Genomic DNA, 19418 nt, shown 5'->3' on the forward strand with positions numbered 1-19418 from the left:
GCCGCCTACTGGACGGCGGCAGCAGTGCTTACTTGGTCTTGCCCTCGTCGTTCAGGCTGGCCGCAATGTTGTTCATCGCGGTCTTGGCGTCCGTGGCGACCTTCTTATTGGCATCGGACTTCTCGGCCTCCTTGGCCGCTTCGTCAGCCTTGCTGGTGGCGGCGTCGGCGGCTTCCTTGGCGGCGTCGCCGACCTTGGACGCTGCGACACCAAGCTTGTCGGCGGCGGCGGAGGTGGCGGAACTGACGGCGTCGGCGGCCTTGGAGGCAGCGTGCTTCGCCTCTTCCTTGATCTCGGTGACCGTGGTGGCCGGAACCGGTGCCGGCGTGGCGGGCTTCACCGGGCTGGGGGTCTTCCACGGGTCTTCGACCGGCTTGGACGCCTTCCAGGCGGCGACGCCGGCGGCAACGGCGGCGGTGATGATGCCGAAGATCAGGAATCCGCGGTGCTTGGGCTTCTGCTGCTTGGCGACCTCGCCGGTCACCGCTCGGCTGGCCTCGGAGGCGGCGGCCTTGATCTGCTTGCCGGCAGCCTGTGCCTGCTCCTGCACGTTCTGTACGACGCCGGAGTCAGCGAGGCGCTGGGCGACGGCGTCGACGTGGGCCGGGGCGCCCTCAAGGGTGCGGTGGACGGCGTCGGACGCGGCACCGATCTGGTCCGAGAGCTTCGGCAGGTACTCAACCACGACGCGGTCACGCGCGTTGGCGATCACCGGGGTGGCCTTGTCCAGCGCGTCGTGCAGCCGCGGGGTGGCGGCGTCGACGGCATCGTGGATCTTCGGCGCAAGCTGCGCCAGACCGTCCTGGATGCGGGGAGTGACGGTGGCGACGCCGTCGGCCAGGTTGTGGGCCGCAGACTTCAGGCCCTCCTGGATCTTCGGGGAAGCGGTATCCAGGCCCTGCTGCAAGCGCGGAACGGCCCAGTCAACGGCTGCCTCCACCCGGGGGGTGGCCCAGTCCTTGGCGTTTTCCACGGCGCTGGACACCGAGTGCTCCAGCTCACGGGCAATACGATCCGTTTTCTTCACAACTACCTCCCGATTAATGTGACGGTTCTGCAGTTAGCCTACGTGGCCGGAACTCCACCGGCTATTCTCAGCCCTTATTTCGCGGCGATTTCACCCAGCGCGGAACTCAGCCCGCGCCCCTGTACGCCGGAGGCCGCCGTGGAAGAATAGGCCCATGACTGCCATCGCAACTGCAAAAGCAACCATCCACACCAGCATGGGCGACATTGTCGTCAACCTCTTCGGCAACCACGCGCCGAAGACCGTGGACAACTTCGTTGGCCTCGCCACCGGTGAGAAGGCCTGGACCCACCCGGAGACGGGCGAGGACAAGACCGGCACGCCGCTGTACAACGGCACGATCTTCCACCGCATCATCAAGGACTTCATGATCCAGGCCGGCGATCCGCTGGGCCGCGGCATCGGCGGACCGGGCTACAAGTTCGACGACGAGATCCACCCGGAACTGAACTTCAACGAGCCCTACAAGCTTGCCATGGCCAACGCCGGCATCCAGATGGGCCGCGGCACCAACGGCTCCCAGTTCTTCATCACCACCATCCCCACCGGCTGGCTGCAGGGTAAGCACAGCATCTTTGGTGAGGTGGCCGACGAGGAGTCGAAGAAGGTTGTCGACGCCATCGAGGGTGTCCGCACCGGCATGGGCGACCGTCCGGTTGAAGACGTCGTCATCAACAGCATCGACGTCGAAAAGCTCTAGCCTCCGCCATGAGCTACGGAATCCCGTCGGCCGAGCCGTCCGCTGACGTCCCGGTATGCCCCCGCCACCCCGACCGGCCCGCCTACGTGCGGTGCCAGCGGTGTGGGCGTCCGGCATGCCCCGACTGCCAGCGGGCGGCCGCCGTCGGATTCCAATGCGTTGACTGTGTCAACGAAGCCCAGCGCTCCGCGCCGCAGGTCCGCTCCGCCTTCGGCGGGGTGGCCGCGGCAGGCCGGCCGCTGGCGACCCTGGGCATCATCGCCGCCTGTGCCGTTCTCTATGTCCTGCAGTGGATCGTGCCGAACGACTGGGTCTATCAGAACCTGGCCTTCGCCACCGTCTATGCCACCCCCGAATTCGGGGCGTTCGAACCCTGGCGGATGCTGACCTCCGCGTTCCTGCACTCCCAGGGCTTCATCCTCCACATCTTGCTGAACATGTACATGCTGTGGATCTTCGGCCAGGCGCTGGAGCCCCTGCTGGGGCGGATCCGCTTCCTGGCCCTCTACCTGATCTCCGCCGTCGGCGGTTCGGTCGGTTACTACCTCCTCACCCCGGCGTACGTCCCCGGCCAGCAACTGGCCGGCGTGGTCGGCGCATCCGGGGCCATCTTCGGCCTCTTCGGCGCCATGCTGGTGGTGCAGCGCCGCCGGGGCGGCGACACCCGGCAACTCTGGGTCCTGATCGCAATCAACGCCGTCATCGGATTCGTGGTGCCGCAGATCGCCTGGCAGGCCCATCTCGGCGGACTGGTCACCGGCGCCCTCTGCGCGGCGGCCATCGCCTACGTGCCCCGCGGCCGGCGCCAGGGCGTCCTGCAGTTCCTGGGCCTCCTGGTGGTGGTGGGCCTCCTGGTCGCCGCCACCGCCGTCCGCGCCGCCACCACAGCCGCCCTGCCGGTGTAGCTGCGGCCGGGCTGGGTCCAGCTTCGGCTCCTGTTGCGGCGCCAGGACGCCTCGCACCCTCTCTTGCGCGTCGGTTTCGGACAGGCGCACCTCACTCTCTTTCTCGCACCCATTTCAGACAAGCGCCCCCGAGGCCCGGCATGCGCTGGTCCGAAAACGTAGCGGTTTGCGCGGCGACTCCCTGTGAGTGACCGGTCTGACGGTGAAACTAAGCCTGCCTCTCCACCCTCTGAGCTGATTCTGTGCCTGGAGAGGGCGCCAATGGTCCCGCACCGATTATGGACTCAGGCGGAGTTCTCGCACTTTCGCGGCGGTTTCGGACGGAGGCACCCCGGGTCCGGGGTGCGCTGGTCCGGAAGCGTTGCGGATCCGCGGTCGGGTGCGGGTGGGCAACAGGAGGGACAGACGCGGCATAGGCCGGGCGGCCGCTTTTCCACAGGGCTTATCCACATTGTTAGTAACTTACAGGCCTGTAGTTCAAGAGCTCGGGTGCGCTTGAGCCGCCCGTACTGGCGGATTTAAGCCGGTTGATAACAGTTACACACCGGCTCCTCCACAGCTGTGGATAACTTTTGGGGAATCCGGTGTGGGTAAGTGGACAACTCGCGCGCGTCTGAGGCCGATCCAGGGCGGAATCCACCGAAGTCACCCTGACCTGGACTTATAGATCAGATTTATGGCGGTTATGCACAGACTTTTTCACAGTGTTAATAACTCGACAGCCTAGTTACTCTCCGGTCGGCCCCGCCTCTACGGCCCAATTGTCGCCGTAATCGAGGGCAACGTCACCGTTATCCCCACTTGTGGATAACTTGTGGGTACTTAGCGTGGATAAAGCGCCCGGGGTGCTGGGCGTGGCTGGTAGGCGGCTAGTGAGGCCAAGCCGATCAATCGAGTTCCCCTGTGGGGATCACGTGTATCTCCGAGATCCGGCTGCTCCGACGCATGCGCGGCTTTCCCATCGCCGTTGACAAACCTCGGGCCTTATCCACAGCCGTTTCCACAGTGTTAATAACTCACAGTCCTGTAAGTCGGTGGACGTAATTCACAGTCGGACCCCCTCAAGCCCGCCAGCAGGCCCGAATTTGCGGGATGGTCGAGGTTATCCACTCACTGGATCCACAGCCTGTGGATAACTTTGTGATTCTTGTGCACAGCTGGGGATGAAGAAAGGGAGCGATTTCAGTGCCGCGCGGCCGCGTGGAGGCACGGGAGAAACGCTTGAGGTGGCGGAGTCGGAGCGCCCAGGCCACCCAGTGACCCTCTATCGGGGCCACACTCCGGAGCTGCCCCGGCGGTGGCTGTCCATGAGATGGGTGTCGACCATGCCGATCGCCTCCATCAGGGCGAACATCGTCGTCGGGCCCACAAAGGCGAAGCCGCGCTTGCGGAGGGCCTTCGAGAGAGCCACCGACTCGGGCGATGTGGTGGGGATCTGGTGCAATGCGGTCGGCTCCGGTGTCGACTCCGGCTGGAAGCCCCACACGAAGTTCACCAGTCCGCCGTCGTTCCGCAGCTCCAGCGTGGCGCGGGCATTGGTAATCGCGGCCTGGATCTTGAGCCGGTTGCGGACAATCCCGGCATCCTGCATCAGCCGCTCGACGTCGCTGTCTGTGAACTCTGCAACGGTGTCCGGGTGGAATTCGGCAAAGGCGGCCCGGAAGGCCGGGCGCTTCCGCAGGATGGTTGCCCAGGACAGGCCGGCCTGGAAAGCCTCGAGGCTGATCCTCTCGTAGAGGCCCTGTTCATCGCGGACCGGGAGGCCCCACTCGGTGTCGTAATAGTCCCGGAGCAGGGGATCGGAGGAGGCCCACACGGGACGGGCCAGGCCGTCGTCGCCGATGACCGTTCCGCCGGTTGCGGTGGCGCCGGTGGTGGTGAGGGGTTCGGTACTCATGGGATTCTCCTGTCCGGGATGACTCCGAGCCTAGCGGGAGCCACTGACGTTAAAACCGGGCAAGAATGGCGCCAGAACAACGCTGGCCTTAAACCAACAGACCGGCACACAAGGTGCCGGTCCGGAAGGTCGAAAAGGGGCTAGGAGCGCCAGCGGGTGGTCATCAGGAACCCGACGATGGCGATGCCGAAGCCGGCGATGATGTTGCCTGCGCCCCAGTCCTTGACCGGCAGGGTGCCCTCGCTGATGTAAAACGTGATGATCCACAGCAGGCCGATGATCATCAGGCCGAACATCACCGGCTTGAACCACACCGGGTTCGGCTTGTAGGCCTCCGCGGCGCGAGTCTGCTCGGGTGCGGCAAACCTCTTTCGGGGCTTCGACTCGGGCACGGGTCCTCCTTGGCGGGCGGCTGATGATGCGCGAACGGCGGCTTGATATCCTGCAAAAAGAAAAGCCGGCGGACAGCGCAATCGTGGACGGGTTTGAATCCCCACAATTCTAGCTGTTATTCAGAACACAACCGCGCGGACGCCGCGGAGGCCCAGGGAGGAATCACGGTGCTGCTGCAGAAAGCGGAGTCCGGACACCCTTCAGACGCACCGGGCGCGTCGGCCACGCCCGCAACGCCGCAGGACCAAGGGCGCCGCTCCCCGGGCCGATGGGTGCTGCTGATTGGCGGAGAACTGCTGGTCACCGCCGGCGTGGTGCTCCTCCTGTTCGTCGCGTGGGAGCTCTGGTGGACCAACGTCGACGCCGATTCCCGCCAGCAGGCCGCCGTCGCCGAGTTCGCCCGTTCCCTCGAAGGGCCCGCGGCCCCGCCAGCCTCCGCTGCCGCGCCGGATCCCGGACCGCCGCTGGTCGCCGGGGAGCCTGCACCCGGCAGCACGATCGGCGTCGTCTATATCCCGCGTTTTGGTGAGACCTACACCCGGCCTATGGTGCAGGGAACGACGACGGCGGTGCTGGATTCCCTGGGCCTCGGCCACTACGAGGGGACGGCTATGCCGGGCGGCGTGGGCAACGTGGCCCTCGCCGGCCACCGGCAGACCCACGGGGCCGTGCTGGACGCCATCGACAGCCTGGTCCCCGGTGACCGGATCTACATCCAGACCCGCGACGGCTACTACACCTACGTGTTCCGCAACAGCCGGATTGTCCTGCCCACGGCCGTGGACGTGCTGCTTCCGGTGCCCTCCCAGCCCGGAGTGGCCCCGCGGGACCGGTACCTCACCCTCACCAGCTGCAATCCCCGGTTCGGCTCTCAGGAGCGTTTCGTCGCCTATTCGACCATGGAGGGCTGGCAGCCGGCGTCCGCCGGACCACCCGCAGAGATCGCCGCCCAGGTGGCGCGGACCAGAGGGGGCAGCTGAGACATGTACGCCTGGATTTTCCGCCACCTCCCCGGCCCCCTCTGGCTGCGCATCGTCACGGCGTTGGTGCTGCTGGCCGGGGTACTGATATTGATGGTTCAGTACCTTTTCCCGTGGATGGCGCAATTCGGCCCATTCACAGATTCAACGATTGGCACGGCACGGCACCCATGAGCGCAACCAAGATCCTGGTCGTGGATAACTACGACAGCTTCGTCTACACCCTGGTGGGCTACCTTCAGGAGCTCGGCGCGGAGACCACGGTGGTCCGCAACGACGACGTCACGCTCGCCGAGGCGATTGAGATGGCGGAGGCGCGCGACGGCGTGCTGATCTCGCCCGGTCCCGGCGCCCCCGCGGAAGCCGGCGTCTGTATCGACCTGATCAAGTGGTGCGGTGAGCACAACAAGCCCATGCTCGGCGTCTGCCTGGGCCACCAGGCCTTGGCCGAGGCCTACGGCGGGACCGTCACCCACGCCCCCGAGCTGATGCACGGCAAGACGTCTCTGGTGGAACACCACGGCGGCAGCGTCTTCGCCGGGCTCCCCTCGCCGTTCACCGCCACCCGCTACCACTCCCTGGCCGCGGTCCGCGAGAGTATCCCGGCAGAGCTGGAGATCACCGCGGAGACCGGCACCGGCGTCGTCATGGGCCTGCAGCACCGCTCCGCACCGCTCTGCGGTGTCCAATTCCACCCCGAATCGGTCCTGACCGAAGGCGGCTACCTGATGCTGGGCAACTGGCTTGAGTCCCTCGGCATGGCCGGCGCCGCCGAGCGCGCCGCCGTGCTGAGCCCCCTGATCAAGCACTGACCAGCACGGTCCGGAACTACCCCACGGTCAGAGGCCGCCGAGAAGTCCGCCGGAACTGTTGTTGCCGGAGTCCTTGCCCGTTTTGGTGGGCGTCGGGGTGGGCGTGGGCGTCGGTGTCGGCGCGGGTGCCTTCGCCACGGTCACGGTGATGGTCTTGCCTTGCTCCACGGTGGAGTCCGCGGCGTCGCTCTGGCCCGTGACCTTGCCCGGTTCGACCTGGGAGTTCTCCACCTCGGTGACATTGGCGTTCAGGCCCGCGTTCTTCAGTGCGGCCTCCGCCTCGGCCCGCGGCAGGCCGACGAGCTGGGGAACCATCACCTTGCCGGTGGAGACGATGATCTCGACCGTGCTTCCCACCGCCACGCTCTGGCCGGGCGCGGGGTTGGTGGTGATGACGATCCCGGCAGGAACGGTGGCGCTGTTATTCAGCGTGGTCTTTGGCGCGCCCGTCAGTCCGGTCCGCCGCAGCACGTCGCGGGCGTCCGCCTCGGTCCGGCCGGGCAGGTCCGCGGGAATCTTGATGACACTGGGTCCCTCGGAGATATTCAGCGTGATGTCCGAGTTCCGCTCCAGACTGCTGCCTGCCGACGGCACGGTTCCCACCGCGGTTCCCTTGGGAATGGTCTCGTGCTGAACGCGGCTGATCTGCGGCTTGAAACCAACGTTGTAGAGCTTCTGCAACGCCTCGGATTCACTAAGGGATGCCACAGACGGCACATCGACCTTCGCCACCGGCGCCGGCTGCTGGTTGACCATGTTGTACAACCACAGTCCGCCACCGGCCAGGACCAGCAGGGTGAAGATGATCAGCGTCGCAATCCACATCCGGCGGCGGGACTTCTGCTGGCTGCTGGGCTCGCGTTCGGCCGGCAGGTCCAGCGGCATGCCGCCGCTGTCGGGAACCTCGAGGGCACCGACCGCAGCCCCGCCGTCGTCGTGCCCGTCCAGGGACAGGCGCCCGGTGGGGGCATCGTCAAGGAATTTCGCGCCCGTCAGGGCAAACGCCGCCGTGGGCACGTCGGCCGGGGACTCGACCGTGTTCGTCGGGTCGGTGGGCGCCTCGCTGCTGGGCAGGGCCGCGACGCCGACGCCGTTGCGCGCCGCGCGCAGCGCCAGACGGAACGCGGACGCGTCCTGGAAGCGGTCCGCCCGGTTCTTCTGCAGCGCCTTCGCCAGCACGCTGTCCAACGCCGGGGAGACCTCCGGGTTGAGGCTGCTGGCCGGCTCCGCGATCTCCCGCACGTGCTGGTACGCGACGGACACCGGGCTGTCGCCGACGAACGGCGGCCGTCCCGTCAGCATCTCGTACAGCAGGCAGCCCGCCGAATACAGGTCACTCCGGGCGTCCACCGTCTCGCCGCGGGCCTGCTCGGGAGACAGGTACTGGGCGGTCCCCACCACGGCCTGCGTCTGGGTCATGGTGGCCGAAGAATCAGCCATGGCCCGGGCGATGCCGAAGTCCATCACCTTGACGCTGTTGGTGTCCGGGCAGTACATGACGTTGGCCGGCTTGATGTCCCGGTGCACAATGCCCGCCTGGTGGCTGTACTCCAGCGCGGACAGCACGCCGAGCGCGAAGTCGACGGCCTGGTCGATGGTGACTTCCTTGGCCCGGATCAGGTCACGGATGGTCCTGCCGTCCACGTACTCCATCACGATGTACGGGACCCTGACCTGATCGTCGTGGCCGCCGGGGACCGAGTGGTCCCCGGTATCGAACACGGCCACGATCGAGGGGTGGTTCAGGGCCGCGACGGCCTGCGCCTCGCGTTTGAACCGGGCCTGGAACTGCGGATCGCGGGCCAGGTCCGGCCGCAGCAGCTTGATTGCGACGGTCCGGCCCAGCCGGGTGTCGAGGCCGCGGTACACGTCCGCCATGCCCCCGCGGCCGATCAGCTCACCCAGCTCATAGCGCCCGCTGAGGACGCGCCGGGTGTTCGCCGTGCCGCTGTCCTCCCGGTGCGAAGGAGTTCGGGGTGAGGTGGTCACAACGGCCTACTTGGTGGGGGTGGGGCTCGGGGACGGGGTCTGCGCCGCCGGGGCGGCGGCCAGGTGGTAGGTCACGACCGACCCAGCCTGGACCTGGGTTCCGGACGCCGGCTCGGAGCTGACAAACGTCCCCTCCTGCTGGTTCTTGGTGCCCGGCAGCGGGTCGCCCTTCTGCCAGCGCAGACCGGCGGCCTCGATGGCCTGCTGCACCGACGTTTCGCTGGCGCCCTGCTTGAACTGAGGCACCGCGACCATCTGGGGACCGGATGAGTACGTCACCGTGATCACGTCACCGCGCTGCACCGGCCCGGAGGGGTTGATGTCCGTGACGGTGCCGGGCGTGGACGGATCCGCCACCTGGTTGCCCTTGACCTGCAGCCCCATTCCGATCAGCTGGCTGCGCACGTCGTTGTACTGCCGTCCCAAATATGACTCCGGCACCAGGTTGATCGCCGGCGGCGTGGACACGGTCGGCGTCGCCGAGCTGACGGTCGGCGTCGGCGTGGGTGTGGACGACGTCGGTGCCGCCGTCGTGGACGCCGGCTTGGACGTCGTGGCGGTGGAGGACGGGAACAGGCTGCCGGCCTGCGAGACCACGATCCCGACCAGGGCGAAGAGCACCAGCAGGATCAGGGCGATCAGCGGCCAGGTCCATGGGCTGCGGCCACGGCGCTTGGGCTCCTCCTCCGGCTCATAGCCGTCATAGTCCTCCTCGTCCTCCTCCGGCAGCCAGTTGCGTTCGGCGGCCAGGGCGTCGGCCCGGTTCAGGGCATTGCGCGCGCCGTAGCCGCTGGCGGCCGCGGCACCCGCGGCCAGCCCGGCGGCGGCGCCGGCACCGGCTGCTCCGACCACGGGCAAGGCCGAGGTGCGGTTGTCCCCGCCGATCACGCCGGTAGCGGCGGTCTGGACGCTCGTGGGAGCGGTGACGGGACCGTTGGTGTCCTCGAAGAGCAGCATGCCGGGGACCGCTGCGTGCGCGGCGGCGATGTCACCGTTGCGGATTGCGTCCGCGGCTTCGGCCAGCTTGATAGCGTCGGCCGGGCGGTTCTTCGGATCCTTGGCGAGCATGGACATCAGCAGCGCCCGGACCGGGCGCGGCAGGGTGTCCGGCAGCGGCGGCGGGGCGTCGTTGACCTGGGCCAGGGCGATGGCGATCTGCGATTCGCCGGAGAACGGCCGGTGGCCGGTCAGGCACTCGTAGCCGATGACACCCAGGGAGTAGATATCCGAGGCGCCGGTGGCCGTCTGCCCGGTGGCCTGCTCCGGGGCGAGGTACTGCGCGGTGCCCATCACCTGGCCCGTCTGGGTCAGGGGAACCTGGTCCGCCAGGCGGGCGATGCCGAAGTCCGTGACCTTGACCCGGCCGTCCGGCGTGATCAGCAGGTTTCCGGGCTTGATGTCGCGGTGCACCAGGCCCTGGGCGTGCGCCACCGACAACGCCCGGGCGGTCTGCGAAATCATCGACAGGGTCCGCTCCGGGGAGAGCACCTGCTCGTGCTCGATGATGCTGCTCAGCGGCTGGCCGGGCACCAGTTCCATCACCAGGTAGGCCGAGCCCTCCTCCTCGCCGTAGTCGAAGACGTTGGCAATGCCGACGTGGTTGAGCAGGGCGGTGTGCCGTGCCTCGGCCCGGAAGCGCTGCAGGAAACCGGGGTCGCCGGTGTATTCCTCCTTGAGGACCTTGATCGCGACGATCCGGCCGAGGATTAGATCCTTGGCCTTCCAGACCTCGCCCATACCGCCGATCGCAATCCGGGTGGTCAGCTGGAACCTGCCGCCGAGGGTGATACCCGATGAAGGCCTCACTTGTTCAACACCGCCTCAAAAATCTTCTTCGCATTAGGACTGGTTAGCTGTGCTCCGGTGGTGATGTCCACGCCTTGCATGACGATGGTGACAGCCACTTGCGGGTCATTGGCCGGGGCGAACCCGGTAAACCACGAGTTGTTCTTCCCGTCGCCGAGTTCCGCGGTGCCGGTCTTGCCGGCCACCTGGACGCCCGGAACGGCCGCGCCCTTGGCGATGCCGTCGCTGACCACGCTGGCCATCCACTCGCTGATCTGCCGGGCGATCTCCGGCGTCGTGGAGGTCCGCAGTGACTCCGGCTTCGGTTCGTTGATGATCCGCAGATCGGGGGCCCGGAGGGTCTTGATCAGGTTCGGTTTCATCTCGACGCCGCCGTTGGCGATCGCCGAGGTCATCAGGTTGATCTGCAACGGGGTGGCCCGCACGTCGCGCTGGCCGATCGCGGACTGGGCCAGGCCGGCGTCGTCCAGCGGTTCGGTCGGGAAGAAGCTCTTCGCCGAGTCCAGCTTCAGCTGGTCGCCGAAGTCCTGGCCGAAGCCGAACTTGGCCGCCTGATCCGAGACGGCCTTCTGGCCCAGGTCGAGTGCGATCTTGGCGAAGGGGGTGTTGCAGGACTGCTGCAGGGCGAACGCGAAGGACGCCGTATCCCTGGTGTAGCAGTTGCCGCCGGCGTAGTTTGGCAACTTGTACTGGATACCGGGGAACGGCAGCTCTGCCGGGTTGGGCAGTTCGCTGTCCTTGTTGTATTTCCCGGAGCCCAGGGCGGCGGCGGTGTCGATGATCTTGAACACCGAGCCCGGTGCCAGCAGGGCGCCGGTGGGGCCGCTGACCGACTGGTTCAGGTTGATGCCCGGGATCTTGTTCAGCGCGGTGATGTTCGCGGCCTCGGCGTCGCTGTCCTGCGTCGCCACGAGGTTCGGGTTGTAGGACGGCTTGGACACCATCGCCAGGATGGCGCCGGTCTTCGGGTTGGTCACCACGATCGAGCCGCGCTGGCCGTCCGGAATCAGGTCGTAGGCGAGCTTCTGGATCTTCGGATCCAGGGTCAGCTCCACCGAGGCGCCCTTGGGCTGGTTGCCCAGGAAGAGCTGGCCGACGCGGTCCAGGAACAGCTGGTCCGAGCTGCCGGCGAGCTGCTCGTTCATGGCCAGCTCCATGCCGGTCAGGCCATAGTTCCGGGAGAAGTAGCCGGTGACGCCCGCGTAGAGCTCCGGCTGCGTGTAGGTGCGCTGGAACTGGCAGCTTTCACTGCCCGGCACGGACTGGGCGATCGGGGTGCCGCCGACGATGATGGCGCCCCGGTCGTTGCAGTAGTTCTGGATCAGGGTGCGGGTGTTCCAGGCGTTGGCCTTCAGTTCGTCGGCGCCAACCACCTGCACGTAGCTCAGGGCCCCGAAGATCAGCGCGAACATGGCGATCGCGGCGATCCAGGAGTTTCGGATGGCCTGGTTCACAGGGAGGTCACCGCCTCGGTCGGAGCGTCTGGACTGGAAGGTTTGCCGGGCCGGGCCGCGGGGGCGGCCGCGGGCTTCGGCGGGACGGCCGGGGCGTCGGCGCGGGTCTCGGGAGCCTGGCCCGGCGGCAGCGGCGTGGTGTCGACCGGGCCGCGGGCGGTGTGCGAGATCATCAGCAGCAGCCCCACGATGATCCAGTTCGCCAGCAGCGACGAACCGCCGGCGGCCAGGAACGGGGTGGTGAGGCCCGTGAGCGGGATCAACCGGGTGACGCCGCCGATGACGACGAAGCACTGGAGCGCGACGGCGAAGGACAGGCCCGTGGCCAGCAGCTTCCCGAACGCGTCCCGGGTGCCCAGGGCGGCGCGGAAGCCGCGGGTGAAGAGCAGCAGGTACATGAGCACGATTGCGAACAGTCCGATCAGGCCCAGTTCCTCACCGAAGGAGGCGACGATCATGTCGCTGTTGGCGAAGGGGACCAGGTTGGGCCGGCCCTGGCCCAGGCCGGTGCCGACGAGGCCGCCGTTGGCCATGCCGAAGAGACCCTCGACAATCTGGCGGCTGCCGCCGAACTCGCGGCCGTAGACCTCCTCCGTGAACGCGTTCCACCAGCCGTCGATCCGGAGCGCCACGTGGGAGAAGACCTTGGCGGCGGCGAACCCGCCGGCCACCATCAGGACGACGCCGATGATGACCCAGCTGATCCGGCTGGTGGCGACGTAGATCATCACGAGGAACAGACCGAAGAACAGGATGGAGGTGCCCAGGTCGCGCTGGAAGATCAGCACGCCGATGCTGACCAGCCAGGCCGTGATCATCGGGCCCATGTCCTTGATGCGGGGGAACTGCACGGGGCCGACCTTGCGGCCGGCGAGCAGGATGAGGTCCCGGTTCGAGGATAGATACCCGGCGAAGAATATGGCGAGGGTGATCTTGGCGACCTCGCCGGGCTGGAAGGTCATCGAGCCCAGCTTGATCCAGACGCTGGCGCCGAGTACCTCGCCGGCGGAGATGCCGGGGACGAGCGGGAGGACCAGCAGCACCGCACTCGCGGCGAGCGAGATGTAGGTGAATCGGCGCAGCAGGCGGTGGTCCTTGAGGAAGAACACGACGGCGATGGCGACGGCCATGGCCACCAGCGTCCACCGGAGCTGGTTGTTGCCGGTGTCCTCGCCGACGCGGTCGAGGCGGTGGATCATGGCCAGGCCCAGGCCGTTGAGGGCGATGACCAGCGGAAGTATTACCGGATCGGCATACTTAGCCCGGAACCGCAGCACCAGGTGGAAGGCCAGAGCGGCGGCGGTCAGCAGCCCGGACTGGAACCAGAAGTCTGTGTCGAAGGCCTTCTGCCGGTCCACACCCACGAGGGCGTTGGCGCCGATGCCGACCAGGAGCGCGAGGATCAGCAGGACCAGTTCAACGTTGCGGCGGGGCTTGGGCGTGGGATCGATGGGCGTCATTTTGATCCCTCGCAGTTCGGTGTGGGGGTGGGCCGGGCGGAGCCGGATGGCGCCGGGGCGGCCGCGGAGCCGGAAGGTGAAGCGGTCGTCTGCGCACTGGGGCCGGCCGTGCCGGTGGGGCTGGCCGAACCGGACGGGCTGGGGCCGGGGGAGGGCGTCAGACACTCATCGGCCGGGGAGGTCAGGCCGGTGCGTTCCAGGTTCTTCACGATCCGCTGCGCGTCGTACAGGTCCCGGGCCGGGACGGTCTGGCGGACCCGCTGCTGGGAGAACTCGGGCAGGTCGGACATCTTGATGTCGGTGACCGTCTCCAGGGTGGAGAGCGGAATCGGCCCCAGCTGCTGGGAGACGCCGTTGAAGATCGCCACGTGCTGGTTGTGCTCGCCGATGTAGTAGCGGGTTTGGGTCCAGGCGTAGCCCAGCCACAGTCCGAGCCCCAGCACAATCGCGATGGCGGCGGCGATCGAGATGGTCAGCCAGCGGCGGCGCTTGACCGGCGGCTTGATCTCGTCGGTTTCCTCGCGGGCCGGATCGGCCTTGTGGGTGAGGACGGTTGCGGCGCGGCGGGCCACGGTGCGGCCGGCGATCGACGGAATGGATCCGCTCTCGGCGGCGGAGGCGGCGGCACCGACGAGTTCGTGCGGGCGGCTGGACAGTTCCTCGCGCAGCACCTCGGCGGAGAGATGCTCGCCGAGGTTGGGATCGGTGGCCGGCGACGGTTCGTCCGCGGGCTTTCCGGCGTCGCCGTCCTTGACCCCGTCGCCGGTGGTGTCCTTGGAACCGGGCATGCTGGCCGCGTAGGTGCTGCCGGCCGCATCGGTTTCCGCGGCGGCCGACGCACCGGCGGCTGCGCCGGCAGCAGGCTTGCCGGAGGGCTTGCCGGCGTCGGTCGTCTCGGCGGGCGGCTGCACGGTGGCAGACACGGCTCGGGGCAGCACCACCTCAACTGCGGCGGTGTTGACGTCGTCACCGGTCTGCTCGGCGATGTCGAGCACCACCACGGTCACGTTGTCCGGGGAACCCGCCTCAAGGGTGAGGTCCACCAGCGTTTCGGCGCATTCGCGCAGGCTCTTCGTTTCGCGGATGGTCCGCTCCACGACGTGGCCGGCCACGTAGTTCAGGCCGTCCGAGCAGAGCAGCCAGCGTTCCCCGGGCTGGACGTCGAGGATGTCCAGGTCGAGTTCGGGGCTGGCGTCCACGTCGCCCAGGACGCGCATCAGGACGTTCTTGTGCGGGTGGGTTTCGGCTTCCTCCGGGCGGAGGCGGCCCTCGTCGATGAGCCGCTGCACGAAGGTGTGGTCCACGCTGACCTGCTCAAAGACCCCGTCGCGCAGCCGGTAGGCACGGGAGTCGCCGATGTGGGCGAAGTGCAGCTTGCCGCCGGCCAGCAGGAGGGCGGTCACGGTGGTGCCCATGCCGGCGAGCTTCGGGTTCATGTGGACCAGCTCGGAGAGCAGGGAGTTGGCCGTCTGGATCTCGTCGGCCAGGACGGTGTCCGCCTCGCCGGCCGCGGTGTCGTAATCGTCGCGGTCCAGGTGGATCATGTCCAGCACGGTCGCGGCGGAGGCGACGTCACCGCCGGCGTGGCCGCCCATGCCGTCCGCGACGACGGCGAGGTGCCGGCCGACGTAGGCGGAGTCGTCGTTCTTGGAGCGGACGCGGCCGACGTCGGAGCGCGCGGCGTAGCGCATGATGAGCGGCCGCTCCTGGGCAGATGCCTGGTTCGCGGGGGTTTGGGTAGCAGCCACGGCTACGGCCTCAATTCAATGACCGTCTTGCCGATTCGCACGGGGACACCCAGCTCCACCGGGAGGGCCCGGGTCAGCTGCTGCTCTGCGAGATAAGTGCCGTTGGTGGAACCGAGGTCCTCGATGAACCAGCGGCTGCCCTGCGGGAACAGGCGGGCGTGCCGGCCGGAGGCATAGTCGTCCTCGAGGACCAAGGTGGCTTCCTGCGCGCGGCCCAGCAGGATGGGGCTGGCCGCCAGCGGCAGGGTGGTTCCCTTGAGGGGACCCTCAGTCACCACGAGCTGGCGGGCCTGCTGCTTCACGGGCGCCGGTGCCGGCTCGGCCAGAGACGGGTTGCGGCGTACCTGCCGGGCCGTGGGGGCACCGGCGGCGGCCTTCCGGCCGATCATCAGGTCGCGCCGCATGGCCGAGACAATGCTGAAGATGAGGACCCAGAGCAGGATGAGGAAGCCAAACCGCAGGGCCGTGATGGTCAGTTCGCTCACGGGCGGCCGCCCTGGCTGGGGGGCAGAAGGCGGAAGATGATCTTGGTCCGTCCCATGGTGATGGTGGCGCCGTCGGAGAGTTCCGCGGAGCCGACTACTTTGTGTCCGTCGACGTAGCTGCCGTTGGTGGAACCCAGGTCGATGGCATGGGCCGTGCCGTGGCCGGACCGGATTTCCAGGTGCCGGCGCGAGACGCCCGTGTCATCGATCAGGATGTCCGCCTCCGAGGAGCGGCCGAGGACGACCGAGGGCGCATTCAGCGAATACCGCTGACCGTTGATGTCGAGCACCGGCTGCAGGTTCGCCGCGGGCTGGCGTGACGGCGTGACCGGCATCGGCGCGGGCGCGGCGGCCTGGGCCCCGCTGGACTTTTCGGTCCGGGAGGTGATGTCGAAGTCGCCTGCCTTGCGGTCGCCGTCGTGGCGGAAGCTGATCCGCACGGGACCCTGCAGGGTGTAGCCCTGGCTGCGGACGTGGTTGATGACGACGTCGCACAGTTCTTCGGCGAGCGGGGTTCCCCATTCCTGGGCCCGTTCGAAATCGTCGCCGCTGAGCAGCACATCGAAGACGTTGGGGGCCAGGGTGCGGCCGGCGGCGATGGTGATGGCCTTATCGTCCACCTCGCGGCGGAGGTGGCTGGCGATCTCGACCGGCTCTACCCGCGCCCGGGAACCGGTGGAGAAGACGCCGCGGACGGCCTTTTCAATGCCGCGCTCGACCTTGTCCAGCAAGCCCATGGTCCCTCTCCTTTCCTGACAGCTGCGGGGCAGCGTTTTGTTCCGGAACTCGGTTTCCAACTAACGCGGGAGTCCGCCGGGATCGGGCACTCCTACATCAGATACTACTGTCCATGGCTGGGAATGGCCTTAATGCGGCCCGCCGTCGGGGCTGTTATTCCCCGGGTCGCCACCGGCGCTGACGTGGGCGGATGCCCGTCAGGGCGGCAGTGTGACGGCGGCCCGACGGGGCGGACAGCCGCCCGGCGGCGGGCCTGGAAAGCGGGTGCGCGGCGGCCGAAGAGGGCCCCTTGGGACGCCTCCAGAAGGGGCTGAAACGGCCGATTAGTGTTTTCCCGCAGGTGTCCGTTATGCTTGATCTCGCTGCTTTCACGAGGCGGAGGTTCCGGAAACGGATAACCGCCGAGCGGAAGAAGATGCGCGCGAGTGGCGGAACGGCAGACGCGCTGGCTTCAGGTGCCAGTGTCCGAAAGGGCGTGGGGGTTCAAATCCCCCCTCGCGCACGCATTCAAAGAACCCCGGTCTTCGGACCGGGGTTCTTTTGTTTTTCCGGCGCGGTCCCCTTCGGCGGGCCGCTCCCGCAGCGAGACTTTGCCCGCGGACACCCGACGGCCGTATTCCCAGCGGACGTTCACATCCCGGCCAACCCGTGCCTCCCGGAAGTTCAGCTGCCGCCGTGAGCATGGTCCGCGTGACTTCACCATGCAAGGCCCACGAGGCCATCACCCCCGCTCTTTCTCCCAGCCGCCGAGGCTTCCTCGCCGCCGCCATGGCCGGCGCGGCCCTGACGCTGGCCCCCATGAACTTCGCGGCCGCCGCCGACGGCAGTGCCACCACCAAGACCCTCACCGGCCACCTCGATCCCGGTGCCGCCGACTTCGTCTACCTGCCGGTCGAGGTCCCCGCCGGGGTCAACAAGATCAGCGTCAGCTACAGCTATAGCAAGCCCTCCGTCGCCGCCGGCCTGCTGAACAACGCCTGCGACATCGGCGTCTTCGACGAGAAGGGCACCGCACTGTCCGGCAAGGGATTCCGTGGCTGGTCCGGCGGATTCCGGACCGAATTCTTCATCAGCGCCGCCGAAGCCACCCCCGGCTACCTGCCCGGCCCCGTGGGAAAGGGCACCTGGAACATCGCCCTCGGCCCCTACCAGGTGGCCGAACAGGGCATGGACTACACCGTCACGGTCACCCTGGACTTCGGCCCGGACGCCGCACCCTACCGTCCGCAATATCCGCCGCAGCAGGTGGCCGGCAAGGGTCCGGGCTGGTACCGCGGCGACGCGCACCTGCACACCGTCTACTCCGACGGCAAGCGCACCCCCGAGGAAGTGGCCGCGGGTGCCCGTGCCGGCCGCCTGGACTTCATGATCAGCACCGACCACAACACCCCGGCCTCACACGGCGTCTGGGGCCCGCTGGCCGGAAACGACCTGCTCATCCTCACCGGCGAGGAGGTCACTACCCGCAACGGCCACTACCTGGCGCTGGGGCTGGAACCGGGGGACTGGATCGACTGGCGTTACCGCGCCCGGGATAAGGGCTTCGAACAGGAGGCGCAGCACATCCACGCCTCCGGCGGCCTGGTGGTCCCCGCCCACCCCTACTGCCCCTACGTGGCCTGCCGCTGGAAGTTCGGCTACGACGACGCCGACGCCGTCGAGGTCTGGACCGGCCCGTGGACCGCCGATGACGAGTACGCCATCAACACCTGGGACTCGATGCTGGCCCAGTCGGCCCGGACCGGCGGCCGCTGGCTGCCCGCCATGGGCAACAGCGACGCCCACAGTGCGCCGCAGGTCATCGGTTTCCCGCACAATGTGGTCTACGCGAAGGCGCTGTCCCGGGACGGCGTGCTGGAAGGCATCCGCAACGGGCGCAGCTGGATCGCCGAGTCCGCGGACATCACCGTTGACTTCAGCGTCGCCGTCGGCGGCCGCACCGCCGGCGTGGGCGAGCGGATCGCGGCGGCCCCGGACGCGCGGGTCACCGTCACGGCCAAGGTCTCCGGCGTCGCCAACGGTGTGGTCCGGTTCATCACGGACGAGGGCCAGACCCAACAGTTCACCCTCCCAAGCTCCGGGATGGGCACCTGCACCTGGCTGACGACGCCGCAGCTCGCGGCCTACATCCGGGTGGAGGTCCGGCACCCGCTGCCCGACGGTGCGCCCAGCAACGGGACGGCGATGGGCACCACGCTCCAGCTCGGTCCCATGGCGGCGCTGACCAACCCGGTTTTCCTCGACGCCAAGTAGCCCGCCCGGAAGGCTGCGCCTAGGACCTCAGGGCGCCGAAGCCCGCGATCAGCGCCTCAAGGCCCAGGCTGAAGGCGGTGTCCGCCTGGTTGGCGTAGCCTTCCGTGCCGAGGCTGGCGACGGCGGCCGTGAAGTTCGGCGTCGACGCGGCGAGGCTGCCGGCGTCGAAAATGTCCGCCGGCGCCGTGACGTCGTAAGCCGAACCGAAGATAAAGGACTCCAGCGCCACGATGGCCGCGACAATCCGGTCCTGCGGGAAGCCCGCGCGGCGGAAACCGGCGCTGACCGCCTCGTACATGGCCAGGGTCTTCGGCGCGTCCGCCACCGGCAGCACGGCAATGACCGGAATCAGCGGCGTGTGGCGGGAGAACACATCCCGGTAGCTCCAGGCCCACTCCCGTACGGCCTGCTCCCACGGCAGGGTCTCGAACGCCGAGACGTCGACGAACGAGGTCAGGTGGTCCTGCACCAGCACCAGCACCTCGCGCTTGGAGGCGACGTGGTTGTACAGGGCCGACGGCGCCACGTTCAGCGTCTTCGCGAGGGCGGCCATGGTGAACCCGTCGTAGCCGCTCTTGCGCACCAGATGCAGGGCCGCCGCGGTGATGCCGTCCTGGTCCAGGACCGCGGCGGCGGGGCGGCCGACGCGGCGGCGCGAGACCGCCGGGCGGTGCGGTTCCGTGGTGGCGTTGCTGGCTGCCGGCATGCCCTGCCCTTCTCTTCCTGCGGATCCGGGAGGCTCCCGGCGGGTGTCCTCTGGATTATTCCACC

General features: G+C 68.0%; 16 protein-coding genes and 1 tRNA gene. 6 read left to right on the forward strand and 11 right to left on the reverse strand.

The window, feature by feature from the left end:
• Positions 1–28: 28 nt before the first annotated feature.
• On the reverse strand, positions 29–1027 hold the full coding sequence (locus ACFUCU_RS04810) for a hypothetical protein (protein ID WP_377971031.1): 999 nt from the start codon (positions 1025–1027) through the stop codon (positions 29–31).
• A 154-nt stretch (positions 1028–1181) separates the two neighbouring features.
• Here ACFUCU_RS04810 and ACFUCU_RS04815 point away from each other — a divergent pair, with 154 nt between their 5' ends.
• Together ACFUCU_RS04815 and ACFUCU_RS04820 are read left to right on the forward strand one after the other, a co-directional pair.
• Positions 1182–1727 (forward strand): peptidylprolyl isomerase, encoded by a 546-nt coding sequence (locus tag ACFUCU_RS04815; protein ID WP_290257097.1) that lies wholly within the window; start codon positions 1182–1184, stop codon positions 1725–1727.
• An 8-nt stretch (positions 1728–1735) separates the two neighbouring features.
• Entirely contained in the window at positions 1736–2632 is an 897-nt protein-coding gene (locus ACFUCU_RS04820; RefSeq protein ID WP_377971033.1) for a rhomboid family intramembrane serine protease, read from the forward strand.
• 1264 nt (positions 2633–3896) lie between these two features.
• On the opposite strand, the gene ACFUCU_RS04825 is transcribed toward ACFUCU_RS04820, so the two are convergent.
• Entirely contained in the window at positions 3897–4529 is a 633-nt protein-coding gene (locus ACFUCU_RS04825; protein WP_377971035.1) for a DNA-3-methyladenine glycosylase I, read from the reverse strand.
• A gap of 140 nt (positions 4530–4669) precedes the next feature.
• A complete protein-coding gene (locus ACFUCU_RS04830) occupies positions 4670–4921 on the reverse strand; it encodes a cell division protein CrgA (RefSeq protein WP_377971037.1) in 252 nt (83 codons plus the stop codon).
• A 168-nt stretch (positions 4922–5089) separates the two neighbouring features.
• On the opposite strand from ACFUCU_RS04830, the gene ACFUCU_RS04835 reads away from it, so the two are divergent.
• Positions 5090–5902 (forward strand): class E sortase, encoded by an 813-nt coding sequence (locus ACFUCU_RS04835; protein WP_377971039.1) that lies wholly within the window; start codon positions 5090–5092, stop codon positions 5900–5902.
• 170 nt (positions 5903–6072) lie between these two features.
• Complete coding sequence (locus ACFUCU_RS04840; RefSeq protein WP_377971041.1) at positions 6073–6714, forward strand: aminodeoxychorismate/anthranilate synthase component II; 642 nt, start codon at positions 6073–6075, stop codon at positions 6712–6714.
• Positions 6715–6741: 27 nt separating this feature from the next.
• On the opposite strand, the gene pknB is transcribed toward ACFUCU_RS04840, so the two are convergent.
• The 7 genes from pknB to ACFUCU_RS04875 are packed head-to-tail and all read right to left on the reverse strand — an operon-like array spanning position 6742 to position 16393.
• Positions 6742–8703 carry a Stk1 family PASTA domain-containing Ser/Thr kinase gene (gene pknB / locus ACFUCU_RS04845; protein ID WP_377971043.1) on the reverse strand — a complete coding sequence of 654 codons (1962 nt, stop codon included), beginning with the start codon at positions 8701–8703 and terminating at the stop codon, positions 6742–6744.
• Positions 8704–8709: 6 nt separating this feature from the next.
• Complete coding sequence (locus ACFUCU_RS04850) at positions 8710–10509, reverse strand: protein kinase (RefSeq protein ID WP_364138039.1); 1800 nt, start codon at positions 10507–10509, stop codon at positions 8710–8712.
• Complete coding sequence (locus ACFUCU_RS04855; RefSeq protein ID WP_377971045.1) at positions 10506–11963, reverse strand: peptidoglycan D,D-transpeptidase FtsI family protein; 1458 nt, start codon at positions 11961–11963, stop codon at positions 10506–10508. Before ACFUCU_RS04855 ends, ACFUCU_RS04850 begins: the two co-directional genes overlap by 4 nt.
• Positions 11960–13423 (reverse strand): FtsW/RodA/SpoVE family cell cycle protein, encoded by a 1464-nt coding sequence (locus ACFUCU_RS04860; RefSeq protein WP_377971047.1) that lies wholly within the window; start codon positions 13421–13423, stop codon positions 11960–11962. Before ACFUCU_RS04860 ends, ACFUCU_RS04855 begins: the two co-directional genes overlap by 4 nt.
• Entirely contained in the window at positions 13420–15171 is a 1752-nt protein-coding gene (locus ACFUCU_RS04865) for a PP2C family protein-serine/threonine phosphatase (RefSeq protein WP_377971048.1), read from the reverse strand. The genes ACFUCU_RS04860 and ACFUCU_RS04865 overlap by 4 nt, the downstream gene beginning before the upstream one ends.
• A gap of 2 nt (positions 15172–15173) precedes the next feature.
• Positions 15174–15656: an FHA domain-containing protein gene (locus ACFUCU_RS04870; RefSeq protein ID WP_290257087.1), complete on the reverse strand. Its 483-nt coding sequence runs from the start codon at positions 15654–15656 to the stop codon at positions 15174–15176.
• Complete coding sequence (locus ACFUCU_RS04875; RefSeq protein ID WP_377971049.1) at positions 15653–16393, reverse strand: FhaA domain-containing protein; 741 nt, start codon at positions 16391–16393, stop codon at positions 15653–15655. The genes ACFUCU_RS04870 and ACFUCU_RS04875 overlap by 4 nt, the downstream gene beginning before the upstream one ends.
• Before the next feature lie 420 nt (positions 16394–16813).
• Here ACFUCU_RS04875 and ACFUCU_RS04880 point away from each other — a divergent pair.
• Positions 16814–16896, forward strand: a tRNA-Leu gene (locus tag ACFUCU_RS04880).
• A 188-nt stretch (positions 16897–17084) separates the two neighbouring features.
• Positions 17085–18647: a CehA/McbA family metallohydrolase gene (locus tag ACFUCU_RS04885; protein WP_377971050.1), complete on the forward strand. Its 1563-nt coding sequence runs from the start codon at positions 17085–17087 to the stop codon at positions 18645–18647.
• Positions 18648–18666: 19 nt separating this feature from the next.
• Here the strand turns inward: ACFUCU_RS04885 and ACFUCU_RS04890 are convergent, their stop codons facing one another.
• Positions 18667–19353, reverse strand: coding sequence for a TetR/AcrR family transcriptional regulator (locus ACFUCU_RS04890; RefSeq protein WP_377971052.1), 687 nt, complete (start codon positions 19351–19353; stop codon positions 18667–18669).
• Positions 19354–19418 lie beyond the last annotated feature (65 nt).

The sequence above is a fragment of the Arthrobacter sp. NPDC057259 genome (genome assembly GCF_042668995.1).
In the GTDB taxonomy this organism is placed as follows: Bacteria; Actinomycetota; Actinomycetes; order Actinomycetales; family Micrococcaceae; genus Arthrobacter.